The sequence below is a fragment of the Saccharothrix sp. S26 genome (genome assembly GCF_021390395.1).
Taxonomy (GTDB): domain Bacteria; phylum Actinomycetota; class Actinomycetes; order Mycobacteriales; family Pseudonocardiaceae; genus Actinosynnema.
This window is the reverse complement of record NZ_JAJUWT010000008.1, coordinates 138,671-161,508: the sequence shown is the minus strand read 5'-3', so window position 1 is coordinate 161,508 and position 22,838 is coordinate 138,671. Positions and strand designations below refer to the sequence as shown.

The 22,838-nt window shown below is 73.1% G+C and carries 22 protein-coding genes; 13 read left to right on the top strand and 9 right to left on the bottom strand.

Annotated features, from left to right (window positions below; all coding sequences use genetic code 11):
* Window positions 1-4: 4 nt before the first annotated feature.
* The gene (locus LZG04_RS14910) at window positions 5-580 is read right to left on the bottom strand and encodes a maleylpyruvate isomerase family mycothiol-dependent enzyme (RefSeq protein WP_233817242.1); all 576 of its coding nucleotides are present in this window, start codon (window positions 578-580) and stop codon (window positions 5-7) included.
* A gap of 791 nt (window positions 581-1,371) precedes the next feature.
* On the opposite strand from LZG04_RS14910, the gene LZG04_RS14905 reads away from it, so the two are divergent.
* The 5 genes from LZG04_RS14905 to LZG04_RS14885 all read left to right on the top strand — a co-directional run bounded on the left by LZG04_RS14905 (window position 1,372) and on the right by LZG04_RS14885 (window position 4,831).
* Window positions 1,372-1,875 (top strand): winged helix-turn-helix transcriptional regulator, encoded by a 504-nt coding sequence (locus LZG04_RS14905; RefSeq protein WP_233817240.1) that lies wholly within the window; start codon window positions 1,372-1,374, stop codon window positions 1,873-1,875.
* Between the two features lie 406 nt (window positions 1,876-2,281).
* On the top strand, window positions 2,282-2,839 hold the full coding sequence (locus LZG04_RS14900; protein ID WP_233817239.1) for a hypothetical protein: 558 nt from the start codon (window positions 2,282-2,284) through the stop codon (window positions 2,837-2,839).
* Between the two features lie 4 nt (window positions 2,840-2,843).
* Window positions 2,844-4,064, top strand: a complete 1,221-nt coding sequence (locus LZG04_RS14895) for a DUF6239 family natural product biosynthesis protein (protein ID WP_233817237.1) — start codon at window positions 2,844-2,846, stop codon at window positions 4,062-4,064.
* A 100-nt stretch (window positions 4,065-4,164) separates the two neighbouring features.
* Complete coding sequence (locus LZG04_RS14890) at window positions 4,165-4,332, top strand: hypothetical protein (RefSeq protein ID WP_233817235.1); 168 nt, start codon at window positions 4,165-4,167, stop codon at window positions 4,330-4,332.
* Between the two features lie 223 nt (window positions 4,333-4,555).
* On the top strand, window positions 4,556-4,831 hold the full coding sequence (locus tag LZG04_RS14885; RefSeq protein ID WP_233817233.1) for a hypothetical protein: 276 nt from the start codon (window positions 4,556-4,558) through the stop codon (window positions 4,829-4,831).
* Between the two features lie 102 nt (window positions 4,832-4,933).
* Here the strand turns inward: LZG04_RS14885 and LZG04_RS14880 are convergent, their stop codons facing one another.
* The 5 genes from LZG04_RS14880 to LZG04_RS14860 form a co-directional block, all read right to left on the bottom strand.
* Window positions 4,934-5,350 carry an RbsD/FucU family protein gene (locus LZG04_RS14880; RefSeq protein WP_233817231.1) on the bottom strand — a complete coding sequence of 139 codons (417 nt, stop codon included), beginning with the start codon at window positions 5,348-5,350 and terminating at the stop codon, window positions 4,934-4,936.
* A 4-nt stretch (window positions 5,351-5,354) separates the two neighbouring features.
* Entirely contained in the window at window positions 5,355-6,815 is a 1,461-nt protein-coding gene (locus LZG04_RS14875) for a family 43 glycosylhydrolase (protein WP_233817229.1), read from the bottom strand.
* 279 nt (window positions 6,816-7,094) lie between these two features.
* Window positions 7,095-7,658: a YdeI family protein gene (locus LZG04_RS14870; RefSeq protein ID WP_233817227.1), complete on the bottom strand. Its 564-nt coding sequence runs from the start codon at window positions 7,656-7,658 to the stop codon at window positions 7,095-7,097.
* 51 nt (window positions 7,659-7,709) lie between these two features.
* The gene (locus LZG04_RS14865; protein WP_233817225.1) at window positions 7,710-7,997 is read right to left on the bottom strand and encodes a hypothetical protein; all 288 of its coding nucleotides are present in this window, start codon (window positions 7,995-7,997) and stop codon (window positions 7,710-7,712) included.
* Window positions 7,998-8,040: 43 nt separating this feature from the next.
* Complete coding sequence (locus tag LZG04_RS14860; RefSeq protein ID WP_233817223.1) at window positions 8,041-8,607, bottom strand: CGNR zinc finger domain-containing protein; 567 nt, start codon at window positions 8,605-8,607, stop codon at window positions 8,041-8,043.
* 127 nt (window positions 8,608-8,734) lie between these two features.
* On the opposite strand from LZG04_RS14860, the gene LZG04_RS14855 reads away from it, so the two are divergent.
* From LZG04_RS14855 to LZG04_RS14830, 6 genes are all read left to right on the top strand, one after another.
* Window positions 8,735-9,592: an alpha/beta fold hydrolase gene (locus LZG04_RS14855; RefSeq protein WP_233817221.1), complete on the top strand. Its 858-nt coding sequence runs from the start codon at window positions 8,735-8,737 to the stop codon at window positions 9,590-9,592.
* 316 nt (window positions 9,593-9,908) lie between these two features.
* On the top strand, window positions 9,909-10,880 hold the full coding sequence (locus LZG04_RS14850; RefSeq protein WP_233817219.1) for an arabinan endo-1,5-alpha-L-arabinosidase: 972 nt from the start codon (window positions 9,909-9,911) through the stop codon (window positions 10,878-10,880).
* Window positions 10,881-11,085: 205 nt separating this feature from the next.
* Window positions 11,086-12,363 (top strand): ABC transporter substrate-binding protein, encoded by a 1,278-nt coding sequence (locus LZG04_RS14845; protein ID WP_233817217.1) that lies wholly within the window; start codon window positions 11,086-11,088, stop codon window positions 12,361-12,363.
* A complete protein-coding gene (locus tag LZG04_RS14840) occupies window positions 12,360-13,325 on the top strand; it encodes a carbohydrate ABC transporter permease (protein WP_233817215.1) in 966 nt (321 codons plus the stop codon). The genes LZG04_RS14845 and LZG04_RS14840 overlap by 4 nt, the downstream gene beginning before the upstream one ends.
* A complete protein-coding gene (locus LZG04_RS14835; protein WP_233817213.1) occupies window positions 13,322-14,158 on the top strand; it encodes a carbohydrate ABC transporter permease in 837 nt (278 codons plus the stop codon). Before LZG04_RS14840 ends, LZG04_RS14835 begins: the two co-directional genes overlap by 4 nt.
* On the top strand, window positions 14,155-14,727 hold the full coding sequence (locus LZG04_RS14830; RefSeq protein WP_233817211.1) for a hypothetical protein: 573 nt from the start codon (window positions 14,155-14,157) through the stop codon (window positions 14,725-14,727). Before LZG04_RS14835 ends, LZG04_RS14830 begins: the two co-directional genes overlap by 4 nt.
* A gap of 183 nt (window positions 14,728-14,910) precedes the next feature.
* Here the strand turns inward: LZG04_RS14830 and LZG04_RS14825 are convergent, their stop codons facing one another.
* Window positions 14,911-15,897 (bottom strand): LacI family DNA-binding transcriptional regulator, encoded by a 987-nt coding sequence (locus LZG04_RS14825; protein ID WP_233817209.1) that lies wholly within the window; start codon window positions 15,895-15,897, stop codon window positions 14,911-14,913.
* A gap of 282 nt (window positions 15,898-16,179) precedes the next feature.
* On the opposite strand from LZG04_RS14825, the gene LZG04_RS14820 reads away from it, so the two are divergent.
* The gene (locus LZG04_RS14820; protein ID WP_233817207.1) at window positions 16,180-17,364 is read left to right on the top strand and encodes an MFS transporter; all 1,185 of its coding nucleotides are present in this window, start codon (window positions 16,180-16,182) and stop codon (window positions 17,362-17,364) included.
* A gap of 2 nt (window positions 17,365-17,366) precedes the next feature.
* Here LZG04_RS14820 and LZG04_RS14815 read toward each other — a convergent pair whose 3' ends face one another.
* Both LZG04_RS14815 and LZG04_RS14810 read right to left on the bottom strand, forming a co-directional pair.
* Complete coding sequence (locus LZG04_RS14815) at window positions 17,367-18,572, bottom strand: lipase (RefSeq protein WP_233817205.1); 1,206 nt, start codon at window positions 18,570-18,572, stop codon at window positions 17,367-17,369.
* Window positions 18,573-18,644: 72 nt separating this feature from the next.
* Window positions 18,645-21,737, bottom strand: a complete 3,093-nt coding sequence (locus LZG04_RS14810) for a BTAD domain-containing putative transcriptional regulator (RefSeq protein WP_233817203.1) — start codon at window positions 21,735-21,737, stop codon at window positions 18,645-18,647.
* A 122-nt stretch (window positions 21,738-21,859) separates the two neighbouring features.
* On the opposite strand from LZG04_RS14810, the gene LZG04_RS14805 reads away from it, so the two are divergent.
* Window positions 21,860-22,726 carry an alpha/beta fold hydrolase gene (locus tag LZG04_RS14805; RefSeq protein WP_233817201.1) on the top strand — a complete coding sequence of 289 codons (867 nt, stop codon included), beginning with the start codon at window positions 21,860-21,862 and terminating at the stop codon, window positions 22,724-22,726.
* The last annotated feature ends 112 nt before the right edge of the window (window positions 22,727-22,838 follow it).

Here is a 22,838-nt window from a genome sequence, read left to right as displayed (position 1 = left end):
CACGTCACCCGGCCGGGCGGGCGGGGGTGGACGGGCCCCACGTGAACGCGGGCAGCCACTGGGCCGGGTCGCCGTTCCGGTCCAGCGCCGCGATCCGCGCGTGGCTGCGCCGCCCGGCCGGCGCGCGGTGCACGTCGTGCCGCGGCCCGGCCAGCGTCACGGCGGGCGCGCCCGTGCCGCACACCCACTCCACGCCGTGGCACACCACGCGGACCGAAGGCAGGCGCACCGACTCGCCGAACCCCGCGGCCGGCAACCCCAACGAGCGCCGCTGGGTCACGTGCTCGGCGGGCACCGGCGCGCCGACCGCGTGCCGCAGGTCGACCTCGTGCGTGAACCCGTCCATCACCAGCAGCGCGGGGCCGCGTTCGCCGTCGTTGGCGTGCAGGTGCACGTGCAGGCCCTCGCCCAGCCGCAGCCAGGTGTCGAGCAGCCGCGCGGCCGACGCGTCCTCGGTGGGCTTTTCCGGCGGTGCGACGGACGCTTGGCGCAGCGCGCCCAGCGCGTTGTCCACCATGTGCGCCAGGAGGTCGCGGACCGTCCACCCCGGACAGGCGGGGATCGTGACGTCGTCACGCATGCCCGGCTGCCCGTCCCGGGGGACACTGGGTCGACTGCCCCGAAGCACCCGTGACAGCTATTCCGGCACCATCGCCGACACCGGTCTGACGGGCCGTACCCGACCATTTGCGCGCACAATGGCGACGGCGTCCGCACCCGGCCCGCGCACGACACGCGGGTTCCGTGATGTCACAAGGCGCATCAAGCGCGCGGCAGCCAAACAGGACACGACGACGACGCCCGCACGGCACTTGGCACCGCGTCACGGGCGGCGCGTGGGACGCCGTCGCCGGCACGGTCCCTTGTGGACCGGGCAGCGCGGAGCACCCCACCGGGGCGCGTGTGCCGCGCGGGTGGGCCGATGCCGGCCCACCCGCGCGGAGAGGCGGTCGCTCAGTCCGGGGAGGACGGGCAAGCCGCCTGCGCGCTCCGCTCGGGCGGGCTGGGGGTCCCGCGGAGTCGGAGCGTGGCATCGGCACGGAGCACGGCCGCCGCGGCGGCGCGAGGGAGGACGGCCGGACAGGTCGCGCTCACCGGCACCCCCGGATCTCGGTCCGCGTTCGACGTCGTGACCCCTCAAGCTAGCGACCTCGGTCCTGACAAGCAACCGACTGGTGTGAAGTCCGTATCAAGCCCGCCTGGACTCGGCGGCCGTGGCCACCAAGCGGAAGTAGGACGACGGGTGCGCGACGGCGTACGCGCTCGACCTCGTGGGCGAGCGGTGGGCGCTGCTGCTCGTCCGCGAGCTGTTGTTCCGGCCCCAGGCGGTTCACCGACCTGCGCACCGGGCTGCCGGGCGCGAGCCCGAACGTGCTGTCGCAGCGCGTGCGCGAGCTGGACGAGGCGGGCGTCCTGCGCCGCCGCAGGCTCCCGCCGCCCGCCGCCGCGTGGGTGTACGAGCTGACGCCGTGGGGTCGGCAGCTCGAACCGGTGGTCACCGCGCTGGGCCGGTGGGGCGCGCAGTCGCCGGTCGACCGCCACGACGGGCCCGTCAGCGTCGACTCGATGATGCCGGCGCTGCGGTCGCTGTACGACCCCGAGCACGCCGCCGGACGCGTCGTCGACGTGGTGTTCACCCTGGGCGACGACGGGTTCCGCGCGACCACGACGCCGACGTGCCTGCTGGTGGCGCGGGAGCCGGTCGACCGGCCGGATGTACTGATCAGCACCGACACGCGGACGCTCAACCACGTCGTGTGCGGTCGGCGCACGGTCGAGGAAGCCCTCGCGGCCGAGGACCTGGTCATGGCCGGCGACGAAGCCGCGGCGAGGTGGTTCTCGACGTTGTTCCCCTTCCCCCGGCCGATCCGGTAGCGACGGCCCCGTTTTCCACACCACCACGGGAATCCGTTCCGATCGGAATAGTCATCGTGCCACGCGGTCGACCGCGCGCACACCGGCCGCGACCGGATTCCGCACGGCGTCAGCACACCCACCGCGGGACCTGCTTCTTCCGGATTGCGATCTTTTGTCGATCTCCATCGGATGATTCTCCGCGGCGACCAGGCGGGAAGCCGGACGAACGAATAGGAACGCTGTACGTTCAATCGTGCGGTCCCGCGCCGCCATCGGGGGGCGACCACCGTACCGACGCGTGGACCAGTGCCCTTCTCCGTGATTGCGTTCTCCGCACGGAGGCGTTCTTGGCGCGCCCGGCACCCGATATCGTCGCTGGTCACGGGAAACGCACCCGTTCGAGCCGGCTCCGCAGGAGGACCCGATGGTCGACACTCATGCCCATACCCACTCGGCTGGGGGCCCGCTCAACACGGTTCGGCACAAGCCGGCGCTCGCGCTGTTCATGGTGGTCGTGCTCGGGCACTGGGCCGAGCACATCGCGCAGGCCGTGCAGATCTACGCGCTGGGCTGGCCGACGCCCCGGGCCAAGGGCGTGCTCGGCCTGTGGTTCCCCTGGCTCGTCACGTCCGAGGTCATGCACTACGGCTACGCCTTGGTCATGCTCGTGTTCCTCTTCGCGCTGCGGAAAGGGTTCGCCGGCCGGTCGAAGAAGTGGTGGACGATCGCGCTGGGCCTGCAGTTCTGGCACCACATCGAGCACCTGCTGCTGATCATCCAGGCGTCCACGTCGACGAACCTGCTCGGCAGGCCCGTGCCGACGAGCGTCATCCAGCTGCTCATCCCGCGGGTCGAGCTGCACCTGTTCTACAACACGGTGGTGTTCATCCCGATGGTCGTCGCGATGGTGCTGCACATGCGGCCGTCACCGCGGGAGCGGTCGGAGATGCACTGCTCGTGCGCGGTCGGCGCGTCGGTCTGAACCCGTGCACGACCACGCCGCCGTCGGCCTGCCACTCGGCTTCACCCTCCTCCGGCTGATCCTGCTCGGCGCGGTGACCGCGGTCGCGGGCTGGGCCCTGGTCCGGCCGTTCGCCCCCGCCGTCCCGGGTGCGGCGACCCGGCGGGTGGTCACCGGGTTCGCGGGGGTCGGCGGTGTCGTGGTGCTGCTCATCGCGGAGGCGACGTGGATGCCGCCGCCGGCCGCGGTGGCGTTGATCGGGCTGCTCGCCGCGCCCCCGGCACTGCGCCGGGCGCGGCCGGTGCCGGCCGGGCTCGTGGTGGCGGCCGCCGTCCTGGCGACGGTGGCCGCCGGCGCGTGGTTCTCCGGACCGCCGTCGTCGTTCGCCTGCATCACGTTGATGGCGGCGTTCGTCGGCGTCTCCTGGCTGGCCCTGTGCCCGCCGACCGCGGTGGTGCGCGTCGTCGGGGCGGCGCTGGGAGTGACACTGCTGGTGGGCTTGGGCCAGGTCACGATCGCCGGTCGGCTCACCACGCCGGCCGCGGGCGACCCGATGCTGACGCGCGTGGCCGTGGGCGGCGGTCCGGTGGACGTGCTCGTGGTGCCGCACATGCCCGGGTGGAACCTCGTGCAGACCACCGACACCGCTCTCTCGGTGGGGAACGCGTCCAACGCCCTCGTGCCCGCGCTGCCGCGCGACGGCGTGACCGGCCGGTGGGCGTTGGTGTGGTTGCCCGAGGGCCGCAGCGACCTGTGGCTCGACCGGGCGGGCACGCGGGCCACCGTCCCGGTGGACACCGGCGACGTGGCGTGGAGCGGACCGGACGTGCGCGGGCCGGAAGGGCCCGACTACGCGTCGGCGGCGCTGGCGGCGAAGCTGGCCGGCAAGCGCGGCGACCTGCCGTGGCCCGCGTTGACCGGTGCGGACGCGGCCGCGTTGCGCGCGCGGGTCGCGTCGATCGGCGGGCCGTTCGCCGTCGTGGCGGACGACTCGCGGCGCGCGGCCGACGCGGCGGCGGTCGTGCGCGAGGAGGCCACCCGGCTCGGCCTCGCCGTCACGCCCGGAGCGCCGGACGTCCTGGTGCTGGGCGGGAGCGCGCCCGACGGCGCTCGACGGCACCTCGCGCCCTGGCTCGCGCCGCCGGACCTGAGCACGCCCGAGGCACGCCGTTACGCGGAGACCCTGTCGGCCGCCTTCCCCGGCGCGACGCCGTCCCGCTCGGGTCTGGCCGCCCGGTCCGGGTGAGGGTTCGCGGCGGCCGCTTCACCGGGGGGTGGTTCGGCCGAATACTCAGGGGTACTCCACCCGTGTCCAACGCCCGAGGAGCATGGAGGAGGACGCGCCCATGCAACGCGAGAGCGCCAAGCACGGCCCGATCAAGGACGACGAGCTCAAGCACGAACTGGAAGGGACGTTGCGCGGCAACCGCCCTAGCCGGGCCGAGGAGTGGCGCGACCCCGAGCCGCCCGCAGACGACGACGTGACCGTGCCCGGCATCGACGAGCCCCGTTGAGCCCGGACCCCAGCTGAGCCCGGGTACCCGTTGAGCCCGGAGCCGGTGGCACTCCTGTCGCCACCGGCTCCGCTGTCCTCTTCGGACTGGGCTTGTCCGTTGTCGCCGAATCCGCCGCGCCCGCGTTGACCGCTGGTCCGGGCGCGGTTGGCGTCGATCGCGTGACCGCTGAACGCATCGCTCCCGTTGTCCCGGCAGACGACCTCGCCGGCGCGGTCGAGCGGTGGTCGGCGTTGCTCGGCGTGGCGCCGCGTTCGTCGACGGCGACCGCCGGGCCCAGTTCGACGCGGCGGGCGGGCGGTTGGCCCTGTCCGGCGCGGACCGCGTGCACGACGGTCCGGCGGTGCTGGTGAAGGTGACCGACCGGGACGAGGCGCGGTCGCGGGCGGCGGCACCGGGGTTCGAGGTCGGCGACATCACCACCGGCCCGCACGAGCGGCGTTGCGTCGCCGTGGGTCCGGACGGCTTCGCCGCGATCCTGCACAGCCCGCTCGGCTGAACCCCTCAGTCCTCCGTGGACCGCGCCTGCCGTCCACCGAGGACGTGGACGGGCCGGCTCCGACCCGCGCGCACGCCGGCGCACGCGGGTCGGAGCCGGGGCTCAGGAGATGGCACCGACCGTCAGCAGCAGGTTCGCGTAGTGCCTGCCGTCGCCGGTGGCCACGCAGACCGCCAGCTCCGGCGCACGGCACGCCGCGTAGAAGTCCTGCCGCGCCAACGGCCGCAACGGCAGGTCGGGGCCGAGGAGGCGTTCGTAGTCCGCCCACATCGCCGGGGTGCTCCCGTCGTCCGGCCGCATCGTGTGCACGGCCTCCACCGGGGTCGCCGACAGCACCGGCTCCAGCACCTCGTCGACCGTGACGAGGCCGGGGCGCAGGTTGAGGTGGATCACCTCGGCCCGGTGGTGGACGTTGGTCCGGTGCGCGTAGTTCGAGTCCGCGATCAGGACCTTCGACCCGTGGCCCGCCGCGGCCAGGGCGTGCAGCAGCGGCGGGTGGATCAGGGGGTAGCGCAACACTGGGTCACTCCAGGATGAACGTGGCGTCGGCGCGTGCGACGGAGTCGGGTGCGGTGGTCAGGTTGACGTAGGTGCCGTTGTGGCGGATGTACTGGCCGGCGAAGTTCGACGCCTCGAACGACACGCCGGAGCTCGATGCCAGGCCCGTCCGGCGGAAGAACGACGCGTCGGCGCGGAAGACGGCGCTGCCGTCGTTGCGCTCGACCCACAGCTCGTAGTTGCGGTGCCGCAGGAAGTAGCCCGGGAAGTTGGTCGACTCCAGCGACACCGTGCCCGAGCCGTTCAGGCCCGTGACGACGCGGAACTGCGAGTCGGCCAGCGGGTTGACCCCGGCCTCGATCCGGGCCCGGTACTCCCAGTGCCGGACGAAGCGGTCGGGGTAGTTGTGGGACTTGAGCCGCACGGGCGTGACGCCGTCGGCCACCGGGATGCCGAAGTTCGGCGTGCCGTCGGCGTTCCAGTAGACCTTCTGCACGCGGGTGCGCCGGTTCGGGTCGCGCAGCGGGTCGCCGGAGATGTCGCGGTAGTTGCGGTCGTGGTAGACGAGGATGTCGCTCTGGCCGTCCTCGGACACGGTGAACGAGTTGTGCCCCGGGCCGTACTGGCCGGTGGCGGCGTTGCTCGCGAACACCGGGTTGGGGCTCTTCGACCACGACGCCGGGTTGAGCAGGTCCGCCGACGCCGACGCGGTCAGCATGCCCAGGCAGTAGTTCGCGTCGGTGGCGCTGGCCGAGTAGGTGAGGAAGACGCGGCCGTTGCGCTGGATCACCGTCGGGCCCTCGGCCACCTTCACCCCACCCCGGGTCTCCCAGTCCAACGTCGGCACGGTCAGCCTGGCCACCGTGCCCGTGATGCTCCACGGGGTGGCGCCCATGCGGGCCAGGTAGAGGTTGGAGTTCGTGGCGATGCCGGGCTCGGCCTGCGCCCACGTCAGGTACCGCACGCCGTTGACCACGAAGGTCGACATGTCCAGCGAGAAGGTGTCCCACGGGACGTTGACCCGACCTCGTTCGGTCCACGTGCCGGTCAGCGGGTTGGCGCTGCTGTTCTCCAGCACGTACGGGCGGATCCGCCAGATGTCGTCGGTCCGCCCGGCGGCGAAGTAGACGTACCACTTGCCGTCGATGAAGTGGATCTCCGGGGCCCAGATGTGCGCGCCCATCTCCCCCGACGAGTGTTTGCGCCAGATGACCGACTCGGGGGCACTGGCCAGGCCCTGGATCGTGGTGGCGCGGCGCAGGACGATCCGGTCGTACTCCGGCGCGGTCGCGGTGAAGTAGTAGTAGCCGTCGGTGTGCTTGAAGATGTGCGGGTCGGCCCGCTGGTTCGCCAGCGGGTTCGTGTACTGCACGGCGGGCGAGGCCTGCGCTGCGGGAGTCACCACCAGGCCCGCGAGCGCGGTCACGGCCACCACCGCGGCCACCGCCAGCCTGCGGGCTCTCCACCGGGGAACGGCACTGTCCATCGGTTTCCACTCCATCGTGGCGTCGGGATGCGGCTGTTAACGCTAACAGCGCAGGTCGGCGCGCCTCAATACCCAGTTGCGAGACGATGTGGTCCGGACCGCGACCGGCCCACTGAGACGGACGATCGGTGCCGGTGACCGGCTTGTTCGCCCAACAGGGCTGGTGTTAGCGATAACAATGCGCTACCTTGTCCGACACGCGCCCACCAAGACTTGCCGAGTGGGCGGACGCGTCCTCTCCCCCGTCCGCCCACTCGGCCACCACGTCACCCGGCGCACTCAACGCCCCAGCTCGTCGACGATCCGCCCCAGCCGCGCGGCACGGGCGGCCGGCGTCCTGGCCTTCATGAGCCGCAGCGACAGCGCGTACTGCCGCGTCCGACCGAGCAGCGCGAACCGCTCGCGGGCGCGATCGTCGGCCGCCAGCGCCTCGGCCAGGTCGGGCGGCACGGTGGCGTCGCGTTGCCGCTGGTAAGCCGCGTCCCACCGGCCGTCGGCCCGGGCGGCACGCACCGCGGCGAGGCCACCCGGCCGCATCCGCCCGGCGGCGACGAGCGCCTCGACCTTCTCCACGTTGACCCGCGACCAGGCGCTGCCGGGACGCCGCGGCGAGTACCGCTGGAGGTAGTGCTCGGCGTCGAGGCCCTTGCGGTGGCTGTCGATCCAGCCGTGGCACAGGGCGACGTCGAGGGCCTGCGCGAGGGTGACCGACGTGCGGCCGGACCCTTTCTTGGCGATCTTGAGCCACACCTCGTCGTGGGTGTCGTGGTGCTCGGCCAGCCACGTCTCCCAGTCGGCGGCGTCGGCGAAGGCGAGGGCAGAGGTGCCTGAAGGCGCGTTCATGCCCTCATGGTGCGACCGCAAAGTGCTCACCCCGTGAGCACTTTGCCGACCTCACGTCCCGGACTCGCGCCGCTCCACCATCGTGTCGGGCGCGGACTCCGGCACCTCGGTGCGCACGTCGGAGTCGCGCAACACCTCGCGCGCCTGCGCCTCCGGGTCGGCGCTGCCCGTCTCCAGCTCCTCGGGCAGCAGGTTGGCCCTGGTGCGCGCCCGGCGGTCGACGTCGTTGCGCCGGTCGAACACTTCCGGCCGGTCGAGGTCGTGCTCGCGCCTGATGCGCTCCTCCTCGGTCGCCGACAGCTCCGTCGCGCCGAGGTCCAGCGGTTCCTGGTGCGTCATGGCCTTGCCATACCCCGTTCGCGGCCGGTTGACGCGCACCCGGTCACGGGGTGGCGCGGACCCGGTCGTGGTGCCGGCGGGCCTTCAGGCGGTTTCCGCAGGCCGTCATCGAGCACCACAGCCGCCTGCCCGTGCGCGAGACGTCCTGGAAGTGCAGGACGCACTCCGGGTTCGCGCACTTGCGGACGCGGTCCGGGGTCGCTTCCCGCAGCGACACGAAGTCCCGCAGGCACGCCCAGGCCGCACGCCACCGCGGGTCACCGACGTCGTCGTGCTCGACCCGGCCGCGCTCGTCGACCGCCAACCGCAGCCGGCCGCGGTCCAGCAGGGCGTTGAGGGCGGCGTGGTCGGCCGGGTCCGCGATCACGGCGGCGACCGCGTCACGCGCCTCGCGCAGCGGTTGCCTGGGCACGGGCCGGGCGGAGGGGAGCTCCCGGTCCGCGAGCCACGCCTCGGTCAGGTCGTCGTGGTCGAACAGGTCGTAGGCGACGCCGGCGGCGATCCACCGGGTGTTGAGCAGGTCGATGCCCAGGGGCTGGTCGGCCAGCGGGCGCGCGGGCCAGCCCTTGGCGAGCAACGCGGCGGCCACGGCGTCGTCGGCACCGAGCACGGTGCACACCCCCCCGTCTAACCGTTGAGAGTCGCTTGACAGGTTAACACGCACCTGGTTGCCTGAGCGCTGCACCTAACCGTTCAACTGCATCAGAACGGTTAGACCTTCGACTCCGGAGACGCCCATGACCTCGTACCGGCACGCCGACATCAACGGGCAGCGCGTGTTCTACCGGGAGGCGGGGCACGCCGACGCCCCCGTCCTGGTGCTGCTGCACGGCTTCCCCACCAGCTCGCACATGTTCCGCGAGCTGATCCCCCGGCTCGCCGACCGCTACCGCGTGATCGCGCCGGACCACGTCGGCTTCGGCCGCAGCTCCGCGCCGTCGGTCGACGAGTTCGACTACACGTTCGACGCGCTCACCGACATCACGCTGGGACTGCTGGAGCACCTGGGCGTGCGGCGGCACGCGTTGTACATCCAGGACTACGGCGCACCCATCGGCCTCAAGATCGCCTCACGCCACCCCGAACGCGTCACCGCCATCATCACGCAGTCCGGCAACGCCTACACCGAGGGCTTCACCCCGTTCTGGGAGCCGCTGTTCGCCTACCCCACCGATCCCGGCCCCGCCACCGAACCGGCGGTCCGGGCGCTGCTCACCGCCGAGGCCACCCACTGGCAGTACACCCACGGCGTCAAGGACCCCAGCCGGATCAGCCCGGACACCTGGGCGCACGACCAGGCGCTGCTCGACCGCCCCGGCAACGCCGAGGTGCAGTTGGCGCTGTTCCGCGACTACCGCACCAACCTCGACGCGTACCCGGTGTTCCAGCGGTACTTCCGCGAGTCGGGCGTGCCGCTGCTCGCGGTGTGGGGCCGGCACGACGAGATCTTCGGCCCGGACGGCGCGCTGGCGTTCCGGCGCGACCTGCCCGACGCGGAGATCCACCTGCTCGACACGGGCCACTTCGCGCTGGAGGACCAGCTCGACACGGTCACCGGGTACATCCGCGGCTTCCTCGGGCGGGTTCTCGCCTGACCGGCGCGATCTGTGAGCGTTAACAGCCACAAGTGCTCCACGCGCCCGGCCTGCCTGTTAGCGATAACAGGCAGGCTTGCCCGCCTCCGCGAGGCTGCGCTACGGTGCCGTGGAGCGCTCCCAGTCCGGCCGGGATCCGGCAGACGACCGGAGGCGCGTCACGATTCCCGCTCGCAAGGAGGCGAGGCATGGGTCGGCACACGCACGTCGCTGCCGGTTCGAGACGCCGAAGCCTCCGCTCCGCACTCCGCTGAAGTCCACTCAGGACACTCACGCCGCCGCGTCCAGTCCACTTCCGAGAGATCGAAGGATCCCCGTGGCTGCACCGAGAAATCGCGCGCTCGCGACCCTGTTCGCCGCACTGGCCCTGACCGGCGTGTCCGTCGTGGCCGCACCGCAGGCGTCGGCCTACCCCGGACCCGGCGTGGTCACCGGCGACATCCGGGTGCACGACCCCAGCGTGGTCAAGCGGCCCGACGGCAGCTACCTGGTCGCGCACACCGCGGACGGCATCGGCCTGAAGACCTCCACCGACCGGACCGCCTTCCGCAACGCCGGCGCCGCCTTCCCCAACGGCGCCTCGTGGACCACCACCTACACCAACGGCAGCCGCAACCTCTGGGCGCCGGACCTCTCCTACCGCAACGGGCAGTACTACCTGTACTACTCGGCCTCGTCGTTCGGCTCGAACCGGTCGGCCATCTTCCTGGCCACCAGCCCCAGCGGCAACGCGGGCACGTGGACCCACCGCGGCCTGGTCATCGAGTCGCGCACCAGCGACAACTTCAACGCCATCGACCCCGACCTGGTCGTGGACGACCAGGGACGCTGGTGGCTGAGCTTCGGCTCGTTCTGGTCGGGCATCAAGATGATCGCGCTCAACCCGTCCACCGGCCTGCGCTCGGACTCCACGATCCGCTCGATCGCCGGGCGCAACGGCGGCCCGATCGAGGCGCCGAACATCGTCAAGCGCGGCAGCTACTACTACCTGTTCGTGTCGTTCGACTACTGCTGCCGGGGCGCGTCGAGCACCTACCGGGTCATGGTCGGCCGGTCGACCAGCGTGACCGGCCCGTACGTGGCCCGCAACGGCACGGCGATGACCTCCGGCGGCGGCACCGAGATCCTCGCCGGCCAGGGGAGCATCCACGGCCCCGGCCACCAGGACGTGTTCGGTGACGTCGACAGCGACATCCTCGTCTACCACTACTACGGTGATGACGGTGCGTCCCGTTTGGGCATCAACCTGCTCGCCTTCGACTCCGCCGGGTGGCCGTACGTCCGGTGACGTCGACCGGTCGTCCGCCCTCGTCCGCCGCACCCCGCGGTGGACGGGGGCGTCGGCCGGGGCGGAGCGCGCCCGGTCAGCCGCCGCACGGCCGCCAAAGTGGGCATTGACGTTGGCGCAACGTGCTCGTAGCCTCCCGGAAAGCGCTTTCCCCCGCTGCACCGCGCGTGGCCTCGGGAAGCGGTCGAGACCGGAGGGTTTTCGAATGGCTGCACTGAAACGTTTCAGAGTCCTGGCGACGTCGATGGTGGCGCTGCTGGCCGTCGGCTGCGGTGGCAGCGGTGGCAGCGGCAGCGGCGACGACACCCAGGCCGGTCCCGCCACGCTGCGGTTCTCGTGGTGGGGGAACGCCGAGCGCGCCGAGCTGATGCAGAAGGCGATCGACCTCTTCCAGAGCAAGAACCCCGAGATCAAGGTGACGCCGAGCTTCCAGGAGTTCGAGGCGTACTGGCAGAAGATGGCCACCGAGACCGCGGGCGGCAACGCGCCGGACGTGCTCCAGATGGACTTCGCCTACCTCCGCGAGTACTCCGACCGCAACGCGCTCTACGACCTGAAGAAACAGGAAGGCAAGAACCTCGAACTCGGTGACCTGCTGCCGGGGCTCAAGGGCGCGGGCGAGATCGACGGCAAGCTGTACGGCGTGCCGACCGGCGGCAACACCTGGGGTTACATCTACAACCCGGCGTTGTACGCCCAGGCCGGTGTCATGGAGCCCAAGGAAGGCTGGACCTGGGACGACTACCGCGCCGCCATCAAGGCGATCGCGGAGAAGACCGGCGTGCCCGGCGGCGGCAACTACGTCGGCAGCTACTACAACCTGGAGCTGCAACTGCGCCAGGAGGGCAAGTCGCTCTACACCGAGGACGGCAAGCTCGGCTTCGACAAGGCGCGGTTGGCCGAGTTCTTCAAGGAGGGCAAGGCGCTCACCGACGCCAAGGTCACCCTGCCCATCGAGAAGGGCGTGCAGATCAAGCCCGCGCACGCGCTGGAGCAGGATCTGATCGCCGGTGACCTCGGCTGGGACAACTTCATGGCCCGCTACGACAAGTCCGCCAAGGCCGAGCTGAAGCTCGGGCCCGTGCCGACGGACCAGGCGGGCACCTCCGGCCAGTACCTGAAGCCGTCGATGCTGCTCAGCGTGTCGCAGAAGACCGAGCACCCGGCCGCGGCGGCCAAGCTGGTGTCGTTCATGGTCAACGACCCCGAGGTCGGCAAGATCTTCGGCGCGAACCGCGGCCTGCCGCCGACCAACGCGCAGCGCGCCGCGGTGCAGCTCGAAGGACCGCTGGCCACCGTGGCGGCGTACGAAGAGGGCCTCAAGGACAAGTTCGGCAAGACGCCGCCTGCCCCGCCGAAGGGCGCGGGCTCGTTGGAGCAGGCGTTCATCCGGATCGCCGAGGAGCTCCAGTACGGCCGCATCTCCGTGGACGAGGCGGTCGAGCAGTTCTTCACCGAGGCGGAAGAGACCCTCGGGTCGTGAGCCGGGCGACGATGGCGCCGCGGACCGAGGTCGCCGTCGCGCGGGGGGCGGGTCCGCGCAAGCGGTCCCGCCTGCCCGGCGACGGGGTGGCCGGCTACCTGTTCCTGTCGCCGTGGATCATCGGGATCGTCGTGCTGACGCTCGGGCCCATGGTGACCTCGCTGTACCTGTCGTTCACCGACTACGACCTGTTCAACACGCCGAACTGGATCGGGCTGGAGAACTACGAGCGGATGTTCACCGACGCGCGGTGGCTGCGGTCGGTGGAGGTCACGGCGATCTACGTGGCGCTGGCCGTGCCGGTCAAGCTGGCCGCCGCGCTGGCCGTGGCGATGCTGCTCAACAGCAAGCGGGCGGGCCAGGGCTTCTACCGGGCCGCGTTCTACGGCCCGTCGCTGATCGGCGGCAGCGTCGGCGTCGCGATCGTGTGGAAGATGATGTTCAGCGACGACTCGGTGGTCGACCGGCTGCTGCTGAAGGTCGGCATCGACACCGGCGGCTGGGCGGGCAACCCGGACTTCTCGCTGATGATGCTGGTGCTGCTGGCGACGTGGCAGCTCGGCGCGCCGATGGTGATCTTCCTGGCGGGGCTCAAGCAGGTGCCGCCGGAGCTGTACGAGGCGGCCGAGGTCGACGGCGCGAGCCGTGCCCGGCGGTTCTGGTCGATCACGCTGCCGATGATCTCGCCGGTGCTGTTCTTCAACCTGCTGCTGGAGACGATCAACGCGTTCCAGGTGTTCACGTCGGCGTACGTGGTCGGCGGGCCGAACGGGCAGCCGGCGGGCAGCACGTTGTTCTACACGATCTACCTGTTCGACCGGGGTTTCGGCGACTACCGGATGGGCTACGCGTCGGCGATGGCGTGGATGCTGCTGCTGGGCGTCGGCCTGGTCACGGTGTTCCTGTTCCGCACCGCGCGCGGGTGGGTCTTCTACTCCGGGGACTCGGGGGACAAGCGATGAGCCGGACGGTGACCAGGGTGGCGTGGCACGTCGGCGTGCTGGCGCTGCTCGCGATCGTGCTGTACCCGATCGTGTGGGTGGCGGCGGCGACGTTCAAGCCGTCCGAGGCGATCCTGGGCAGCTTGCAGCTCGTGCCGACCGAGCCGACGCTCGCCAACTACGAGCGCGTGTTCGAGGGCGTGGTGGGCATCGGCGTCGGCCGGTTCTTCTGGAACTCGGCCGTGCTGGCGGTGCTGTCGGTGGTGGGGACGGTCGCGTCGTCGGCGCTGGCCGGGTACGCCTTCGCCCGCCTGCGGTTCCGCGGTCGGACGACGCTGTTCGCGATCATGATCGCGACGCTGCTGCTGCCGTTCCACGTGTTGATCATCCCGCAGTACGTGGTGTTCCAGAACCTCGACCTGGTCGACACCTACGTGCCGCTGCTGGCGGGCAAGTTCCTGGCGTCGGAGGCGTTCTTCGTGTTCCTGATCGTGCAGTTCATCCGGCAGCTGCCGCGTGAGCTGGACGAGTCGGCGAAGATCGACGGGGCCGGGCACTGGACGGTGTTCTGGCACATCATCCTGCCGCTGTGCCGCCCGGCGCTCATCACGACGGCGATCTTCACGTTCATCTGGAGCTGGAACGACTTCTTCGGGCCGTTGATCTACCTGAGCACGCCGGACAAGTACCCGTTGCCGTTGGCGTTGCAGCTGTACATCGACGAGACGTCGGGGTCGGACTTCGGGGCGTTGATGGCGATGTCGATGCTGGCGCTGGTGCCGGTGATCCTGTTCTTCCTGTTCTTCCAGCGGTTCCTGGTGGAGGGCGTGTCGACGTCGGGGTTGAAGGGATGAGGCGGTTCGCGCTGTTCGGCGAGTGCCTCCTGGCGGGGCTGCTGGTGCTGCTGGTCGCGCTGCCGGTGGTGACCCTGGTGCCGGCGCTGGCGGCGGGGTGCGCGCACATCAAGGCGCACGTCGACGGTGAGACCACGTCCGTGCGGTCGTTCTTCGGGCGGGTGCGGGCGGCGCTGTCGGGCGGGTGGGCGGTGTCGCTGGGGGTGGTCGCCGGGTTCGCCGTGCTGGTGGTGGACGTGGTGTTCCTGCGGACGCGGGTGGCGGGTGGTGGCTTGGTGGCCGTCGTGTGCGCCGTGGCGGCCGTCGGCTTGGCGGTGGTCGTGCTGCGTGCCGCCGCGTTGTGGTCGCCGTCCGGGCGTTGGCCGTCCGTGCTGCGGGAGGGGGCGCGGCGGGCGGCGGGTGATTTCGCGGGCTCGCTGCTCTTGGTGATGTCCCTGGCCGTGCTGCTGGTCGTGACGTGGCAACACCCGCCGCTGCTGGTGCCGATGACCGGCTGCGTGCTGATGGCCGCCGTCGCCGTCGACCGCCGCCACGCCACCGCGCTCGCCGAATCCCCGACTTCCCGCTAACATCGCCCTGACCAGCACTGATCAACCACTCCGCCGCCACGAACGGGTGAATCTGAACCGGACTATCAACGAAAACGCCGTTATCAAGCCTTTGGAACGTCGGTTGAAACAACGAGGCCGGCAACCCAACCCCGCCCCTCGCGCACCCCACCCGGCCGCTCGCCGAGGGGACGTCGCACCGGCTCAGCCACTCCCCCGCACCACGAGGGTGGACGGGTAGAAGGTCAGCGGGACGACCGGGCGGCGATCGAGCAGCGCCGCCGCGGCCCCGGCCGCGATCGCCTCGACCGGGTGCGTCGCCGTGGTCAGCCCGGGCCGGCTCAGCGCCGCGAACGCGAGGTCGTCGAACCCCGCGACCGCGACGTCGCCGGGCACGTCCACGCCGTCGCGGCGGAGGGCGTCCAGCGCGCCGAGGGCGGACAGGTCACCCAGCGCGAAGATCGCGTCGGTGTCCGGCCAGCGGGTCATGATGTCGGCCGCGGCGCGGCCGCCCCTGGCCGCGGTGAAGTCGCCGGGGACGTGGCGGGACGGGGTGCCGGCGTCGGCGGTCGCGCGGTGGTAGGCGGACAGGGCGCGGCGGGTGCACGGCAGCCACTCGGGGCCGGTGATCATGGCGATCCGGCGGCGGCCCGTGGCGAGCAGGTGCTCGACGACCCGGGTGGTGCCGGTGGCGTTGTCGACGTCGAAGGACGGCACGTCGCGCGAGCCGATGCCGATGGCGGCGACGCGGCGGCGGGCGGAGCGCGGGAGCGCGGCCAGGGCCGGTTCGGTCGGGTTGACGACGATGATGCCGCTGATGTCGCGATTCTCGGCGAGTTCGGCCAGGGCGGCCGGGGTGTGCAGCGGCAGCCAGTGCAGGGATGCGCCGATTTCGCGTGACGCGGCCGTCGTGGCGGTGGCGGCGGTGACGCGGGCGACGTAGGGGTCGTTCAGCACGTGGGCCGTGTGGCCGCCGACGGCTATCGCGATCCGGGTGCCGCTGCGGGTGGCCAGGGCGCGGGCGGCGGGGTTCGGGACGTAGCCCAGGGCGCGGGCGGCGGCGGTGACGCGGTCCCGTGTGGACGATGAGGCCGGGCCGCGCGCGGACAGGGCGCGGGAGGCGGTGGCCATCGACACGCCCGCTCGACGTGCGACGTCGGCCAGGGTCGCCTCGCGGCGCTGCTCCACCACGACGGCAAGTCTGCCGGCAGCGGGGGTTGCGGTGGAAGCGCTTCCACGGGTGGGGTCACGACTGTCCCACCGACACGCTGACACGCCGGGAGATCGGAAGGCGGTCAAGGCCGGGCGGGCCGCGGAGGTCAGGAGAGCGGCAAGGCCCGGAACAGCGGTCAGGCGTGGATGGCGAGGGAGGAACGGAAGAACGGAGAGCCGGACGGGTGAGAGGTGGGCGGGTGCGGGCAGGCAAGCCGAAGCGGCAGGGGCGAAGGTCCGGAGGGGCGGGGTGGGCGCGACATGTCCGGGGATGAGGTGACGGCGGTCCGCGGCGCGGTGGTGGGGGTCGCGGTGGCGTTCGGGCTCAACGGGGTGGCGGTGGCGTCCTGGTTCGCCCGGGTGCCCGCCGCCCGTGACGCGCTCCAGCTCGGCGCGACCGGGTTGGGGATGTTGTTGCTGGCCATGTCGACCGGCGCGGTGGTGGCGATGGGGACGGCCGGGGAGGTGACGCACCGGCTCGGGACCCGGCGGGCGGTTCGGGTGGCGGTCGGCGGGGTCGGCGGCGGGTTGGCCGTCGTCGCGGTCGGGGTCGGGGTGTGGCCGTCGGTGGTGGTGGCGGCGGTCGGGTTGTTCCTGTTCGGGTACGGGTCCGGGACGTGCAACGTGGCCATGAACGTCGAGGCGGCGGCCGTGGAGCGGGTGGTGGGGCGGACCGTCATGCCGCGGTTCCACGCGGTGTGGAGCCTGGGGACGGTCGCGGCGGCCGGGTTGGCGGCGGTGGCGGTGTGGGTTCGGTTGCCGGTGGCGGTGCACCTGATGGGTGTCGCGGTCGTCGTGGTGGCCGGCACGGCCGTGGCGGCGCGGTCCTTCCGGTACGGGACGAGCACCGCGCGCAAGAGCGGGGTGCTGGACGCCTGGCGGGAGCCGCGCACGCTGCTGATCGGGCTGTTGGTGCTGGTGCTGGCGTTCACCGAGGGCACGGCGAACGACTGGCTCGCGGTGGCGTTCGTGGACGGGCACGGGTTCGGGGCGGCGGCGGGCGCGGTGGTGTTCGGCGTGTTCGTGGCGACGATGACGGTGGGCCGGGTGGTGGGCACGGTCGCGCTGGACCGCTGGGGACGCGTGCCGGTGCTGGTGGGCACGATGCTGCTGGCGGTCGTGGGTGCGGCGCTGGCCGTGCTGGGAGAGCCGGCGGTGGCGGTGGGCGGGGTGGCGTTGTGGGGTCTGGGCACGGCGCTGGGTTTCCCGGTCGGCATGAGCGCCGCGGCCGACGAGGAGGGACGGGCGGCGGCACGGGTCAGCGTGGTCGCGGTCATCGGGTACACCGCGTTCCTGGCCGGTCCGCCGGTGGTCGGCCTGCTCGGCGACCGGGTCGGCGTGCTGCACGCCCTGCTGGTCGTGCCGTTGCTGCTGGTCCCCGCGCTCGCCCTGGTCCCGGCCGTGCGCGCCGTCCCGTCCTCGGCGTCGGTCGCGGCCGACGACTGATGTCAGCCGAGGAAGCGCACCTCGGGGTACCGGTCGGACGGCCCGTCGAGCAGGTGCCGTGGCCGGTGGCGCAGGTGCTGGTCGAAGAACGCGGTGAGGTAGGCCCGCTGGGCGGCGGTGCTGCGGGCGGGGTCGACGGTGCCGACGATGGGCGCGGTGACCGCTTGGTCCAGGCCGAGGTGCGCGGCCAGGAGCGGCACCAGCGACTGGTGGTCGGTGAACGACGAGTGCTCGGCGTCGGGCAGGTGCAGTTGCCGCACCCAGGCGCGGTGGTTGGCCAGGAACCGCTGCCACGACAGGTCGGACGCCGCGCTGTGGTCGCCCGCGCTCATCAGCAGGAACGGCCGGTCCAGCCCTTCCTCGGCGACGCGGCCGAACTCCCCGGTGGACTGGGAGTGGGCCATGCTGCCGTCGAGGTTCGCGCCCGCGTCGATCCGCGGGTCGGCCAGCATGGCCTCGCCCGTGGTGAAGCCGCCCGCCGAGTGGCCGAACGCGCCGACCCGGGATAGGTCCAGCGACCGGCCCAGGCCCGCGGGCAGCGGGCGCCGGGCCGCGTCCGGGTTGCCGCCGCGGGCCAGGACTTCGAGCTGGTCGAGCACGAACCGCGCGTCCCGCACGCGGGTGGCCATCATCTTCTTGGTGACGTCGACGGTCAGCGGCGGGATGGATCGCGGCGCGACCCGCCCGTCGGGGAACTGCACGGCGAGCGGCTCGTGGGTGTGGTCGATGGCGACCACCACGTACCCCTGGCTCGCCAGTTGTTCGGTGAGGCCGGTGCCTAGGGCGCGCGGGTTGCCGCGACCGGGCGAGTACAGCACGACGGGCCGGTGGCCGGGCACGGCGGGCGCGTCGGGGACCGAGTGGGTGGCGAAGCCGTAGTCCAGTTCGGCGGGGTCGATGCGCAGCGCCCTGGCGTCGCTCGCGGCGACGGCCGCGGCGACGGCGGGTGGCATGAACGGGGCCGCGTCACCCGCGGTCCGCGTGGCCGGGTACCGGACGGTGACCATCAGTTCCCTGGTGGCGCCCGGCACCCACGGGTCGGGGCGGGCGTGGTCGACCAGGTGCAGGTCGGTGGTGCCGACGCGGAAGGGGCCGGTGGGCGCGGGGACCTCCAGCCGCACCGCCGAGGGTGCGGCCGTCGCCACGGGCACGGCGGCGGTCAGCGCCGCGCCGGCGAGCAGGGGTACGAGCAGTCGTTTCGCAGTCACCTCGCGAACCTATGGCCGGGCACGTGGGCGTCGGATCGGGACGATCACCGACGGGCACCCTGAGCCGGCCACTTAGGTGAACGCCGGGCCGGTCCACTGTGGAGCGCCGAGCCGCTCGGCGATCTCGCGCGCACGGCGGTGGTGCTCGGCGGCCCGCTCGTGACGGCCGAGCGCGGCGGCGAGCGCGCCGAGGTGCCGCGCGGTGGGTCCGAAGGCGACCAGGCCGCTGCCCGCGCCCGCCAGTTCGCCGGCCGCGGGGAGCAGGGCGTCGTACAGGCGGGCCATGGTCGGCTGGTCGCCTGCTTCGATGGCGATCACGGCGTGCAGGCACAGCCGGGCTTCGAGCAGCAGGTCGTGCGGCGAGTCGGGGATCGGGGAGGCGAGGGCTTCGGCGCGTCGCCCTCGCGCGAGCAGGACGACCGGGCGCGCCCACGGCTCGTACGGGCCCCAGTCGCCGTCGGGCAGGTCGCCGAGGCTGAGTAGCGCCAGCGGCCCGATCCCGTGCTCGACGCCCGGCATGCCGGCGCCGGCGAGGCGGGTCGTGGCGGCGCGGTAAGCGGCCCTGGCCTCGTCGCTGCGCCCGGTGACGGCCAGGCGCAGCGCGGCGTGCCAGGCGGTGAAGACGCCGACCAGCGGCAGGTCGTGGCGTTCGGCGAGGGCGTCGGCCGCGGCGGCGTGGTGGTCGGCGGCGGCGAGGTCGGCGAGCGCGGTGCGGGCCTGCGCGAGGATCAGGTGGGCGAGCACCTCGAACGACACCAGGCCGTGGCGGGTGGCGAGGTCGAGCAGTTCCGCGCCGATGCGGGCCCGGTCGGGGGCGAGGCCCGCCCGGTGGCAGGTCTGGAGGAACCGGCCGTTGAGCGCCATCCCGAGCAACGACGGGTCGTCGAGGTCGCGGGCGATGGCCTCCGCCCGCACCGCCGCTTCACGGCCGCGTGGCCCGGTGTCGGCCCGGCGTTCCATCGCGATGGTGATGAGCAGGCGGGCGCGTTCGACCGGGTGGCCGGGCGGCAGTGCGCCCAGCGCGCGTTCGGCGGCGTCGGCCAGCCGGGCGGAGAGGGCTTCGTCGTCGTTGGTGGTCCAGATCGCGGGCACGTCGAACGAGCCGATCGTGCGGGCGACGAGCACCGGGTCGGCGCTCACCCCGGCGACCGCCTCCGCCCGGTGGCGGCGGGCCTGCTCCAGGTCGCCGGTGACGGCGAGGGCACGGACCAGGCCCATCACCGCGTCCAGGTCGTGCGGGGCGCGGCGCGTGGTCTCCCGCCACAGCGCGGCCGCCTGGTGCGGTGCGAAGCGGCGTTCGGCCCGTTCGGCGGCGGCACGGGTGTAGTGCGCGGTGCGGGCGTCGGCGGCCCGGTTCCCGGCGCGCAGGAGGTGGTGGGCGATGGTGTCGACGTCGTCGGGGCGCATCCGCTCGACCACGTCCGCGGTGGCGGCGTGCCAGCGGGCCCGGCGGGCGTGCGGGATGTCGTCGTACAGGGTCTCGTGCACGAGCGCGTGGGCGAACCGCAGGCGCTGCGCGTCCTGCTCGACCAGGAAACCGGCGAGCAGCGCGGACTCGACGGTGTCCAGCACCGCGTCCTCGTCGCCGGCCAGCGGGATCAGCACGTCGAGGTCGACCTCCTGACCGAGCACGGACGCCTGCCGCAGGTGGGTCCGCGCGGTGTCGCCGAGCCGGCCGAGGCGGTGGCGGATGACGTCGCGGACGCCGGCGGGCACGGTGCGCAGGGCCGGGTCGGTCTCCCAGAGGCGGGTCAGCTCGCGGACGAAGAACGGGTTGCCGCCGCTGCGGGTGTGGATCGCGCGGACGTCGGCGTCGCCCGGCGCGCGGTCGGTGCTGGCCTCGACCAGCTCCCGCACCTCGGGTTCGGTGAGGCCGCCCAGGTAGACGCGGACGGGGTCGGTGCGGGCGGCCCGGCCCAGCGCGCCGGTCAGGGCGGCGGAGATCTCGGTCGAGCGGTAGGTGGCCACGACCAGCAGGCGGCCGGCGTCGGGGTCGGCGGCCAGCGCCGTCACGAGCGCGAGGGTGTCCTCGTCGGCCCGGTGCAGGTCGTCGAACACCAGCAGGACGGGGTTCGGGAGCCCGGCCAGGTGGGCGGCGATCGCGCGGTGCCGCGGCAGCCGGTGGGCGAGCGGGTCCGGTGGCGGGTGCCCGGCCGCCGCGAGGGCGTCCGCGATCCGCGTCCACGGCCAGGCGGCGGGCGCGTCCTCGGGGCAGTCGCCCCACGCGGTCGTCCAGCCCGCGGCGGCGAGCCGTTCGGTGAACTCGCGGGTCAACGCGGTCTTGCCCGCGCCGGCCGTGCCGGAGAGCAACGCGAGCCGTCGGCCGGTCCTCGCGGCCCGGTCCAGCTCGGCCAGCTCGTCGGCGCGGCCGATGAACGAGGTCGACCGGGTGGGCGGTGGCGGCGGGGCGAGGGTCGGCGAGTGGGCGAGGATGTCGGTTTCGAGCCGGCGCAGGGCGTGGCCGGGGTCGACGCCGAGCTCGGCGCGCAGCACCTCGCGGGACTGGCGGAGGGCGGCCAGCGCCTCGCCCTGCCGCCCGGTCCGGTACAGCGCGAGGGCGAGCAGCCGGCGGCCGTCCTCGCGCAACGGGTGCGCGGCCACGTGGGCCCGCAGGTCGGGCACCGCGCCCGCCGGGTCGCCCAGCGCCAGCGCCGCCTCGGCCCGCCGTTCCACGGCCAGCAGCCGCACCTCGTCGAGCCGGGCGACTTCGCCGTGCGCCCACGGCTGGTCGGCGAACTCCGCGTAGGCGGGGCCGCGCCAGAGCGCGAGCGCCTCGTCCAGCAGGGCTGCCGCGTCGCCGGGGCGGCCGTCGGCGAGCAGCCGGGCCGACTGGGCGACCGCGGCCTCGAACCGCCGGGCGTCCACGTCGTCCGCCCGCAGGGCGTACCCCGGCGGCACGGTGACCAGCAGCCGGGCGGGCGTGCGGGGTGGCCGGTCCGGTTCGAGGGCCTTGCGCAGCGCGCCGACGAACGTCTGCACCGCGCCGATGGCGCCGTTCGGCGCGTCACCACCCCACAGGTCGTCCACGAGCCGGGTGACCGGCACCACGCGGCCGCCGGCGACCAGCAGCCGGGCCAGCACGGCGCGGTGCCGCGGCCCCTTGAGGTCGACCGGCCCGCGTTCGCCCACGGCCTTCAACGGACCCAACACCCCGAAGCGCACCATCGCCGACAACGTATCCGACCTGGTCCGGGCCTACCCGGCGGTGGTGATCGGCTGCTGATCGAACGCTGATCGGGCCGGCCGAGAGTGGGTCGCGCAACCAGCCAGAGACCCCGGAGCAGGACATGATCACCTCGTTCACCCAGGACCGCGTCACCGTCGCCGACGGCGTGGCGCTCAACGTCGCCGTGGGCGGCTCGGGCAGCCCGGTCGTGCTGCTGCACGGCTTCCCGCAGACCCACCTGATGTGGCGGCACGTCGCCGCCGACCTGGCCGCCGACCACACCGTCATCTGCCCGGACCTGCGGGGCTACGGCGACAGCGACAAGCCGGCCGACGACGGCTCGACCTACGCCAAGCGCGCGATGGCCGCCGACGTCATTGCCCTCGCCCGCGCGTTGGGGCACGACCGGTTCGCGCTGGCGGGTCACGACCGGGGGGCGCTGGTGGCCATCCGCGCCGGGCTGGACCACCCCGACGCGATCACCCACCTGGCGTCGCTCGACGTGCTGCCGACCCTCGACATGTGGGACGTCCTGCACGGCACGACCGCCGCCGTCGGCTTCCACCTCTACCTCATGGCCCAGCCGCCGGGTCTGCCCGAGGCCCTGATCAGCGCCTCGGCGGACGCGTTCTTCGGCCACTTCCTCGACCTCTGGGCCAACGACCCGGCCGCGATCCCGGCCGACGTGCGCGCCGCGTACCTGAAGGCGTCGCGGGAGGCCGTCCCGTCGATCGTCGCCGACTACCGCGCGTCCGCGACCGTGGACGTCGAGCACGACCTGGCCGACCGGGAGGCCGGGAACCGGCTGCGCATGCCGGTGACGGTGTTGCAGCAGGACTGGGGTGCGGCGCTCGGCTTCGACGCCGCGGCCCGGTGGCGGGAGTGGGCGGCGGACCTGGAGCACCGGACCGTGTCGTGCGGCCACTTCATGGCCGAGGAAGCGCCGGGCGAGGTCGTGAAGGCGCTGCGCGACCTGCTCGCCCGCTAGGGGTGTGCCGGCGGCGGGCGCGGGATGCGCGCCCCGCGCCCGCTCGCCGGTCTTCCCCCCTGGTGCCAGACGCCCCCTTCCGTCCCCCCGGCCGGTGGTGGCGTGGCTGTTG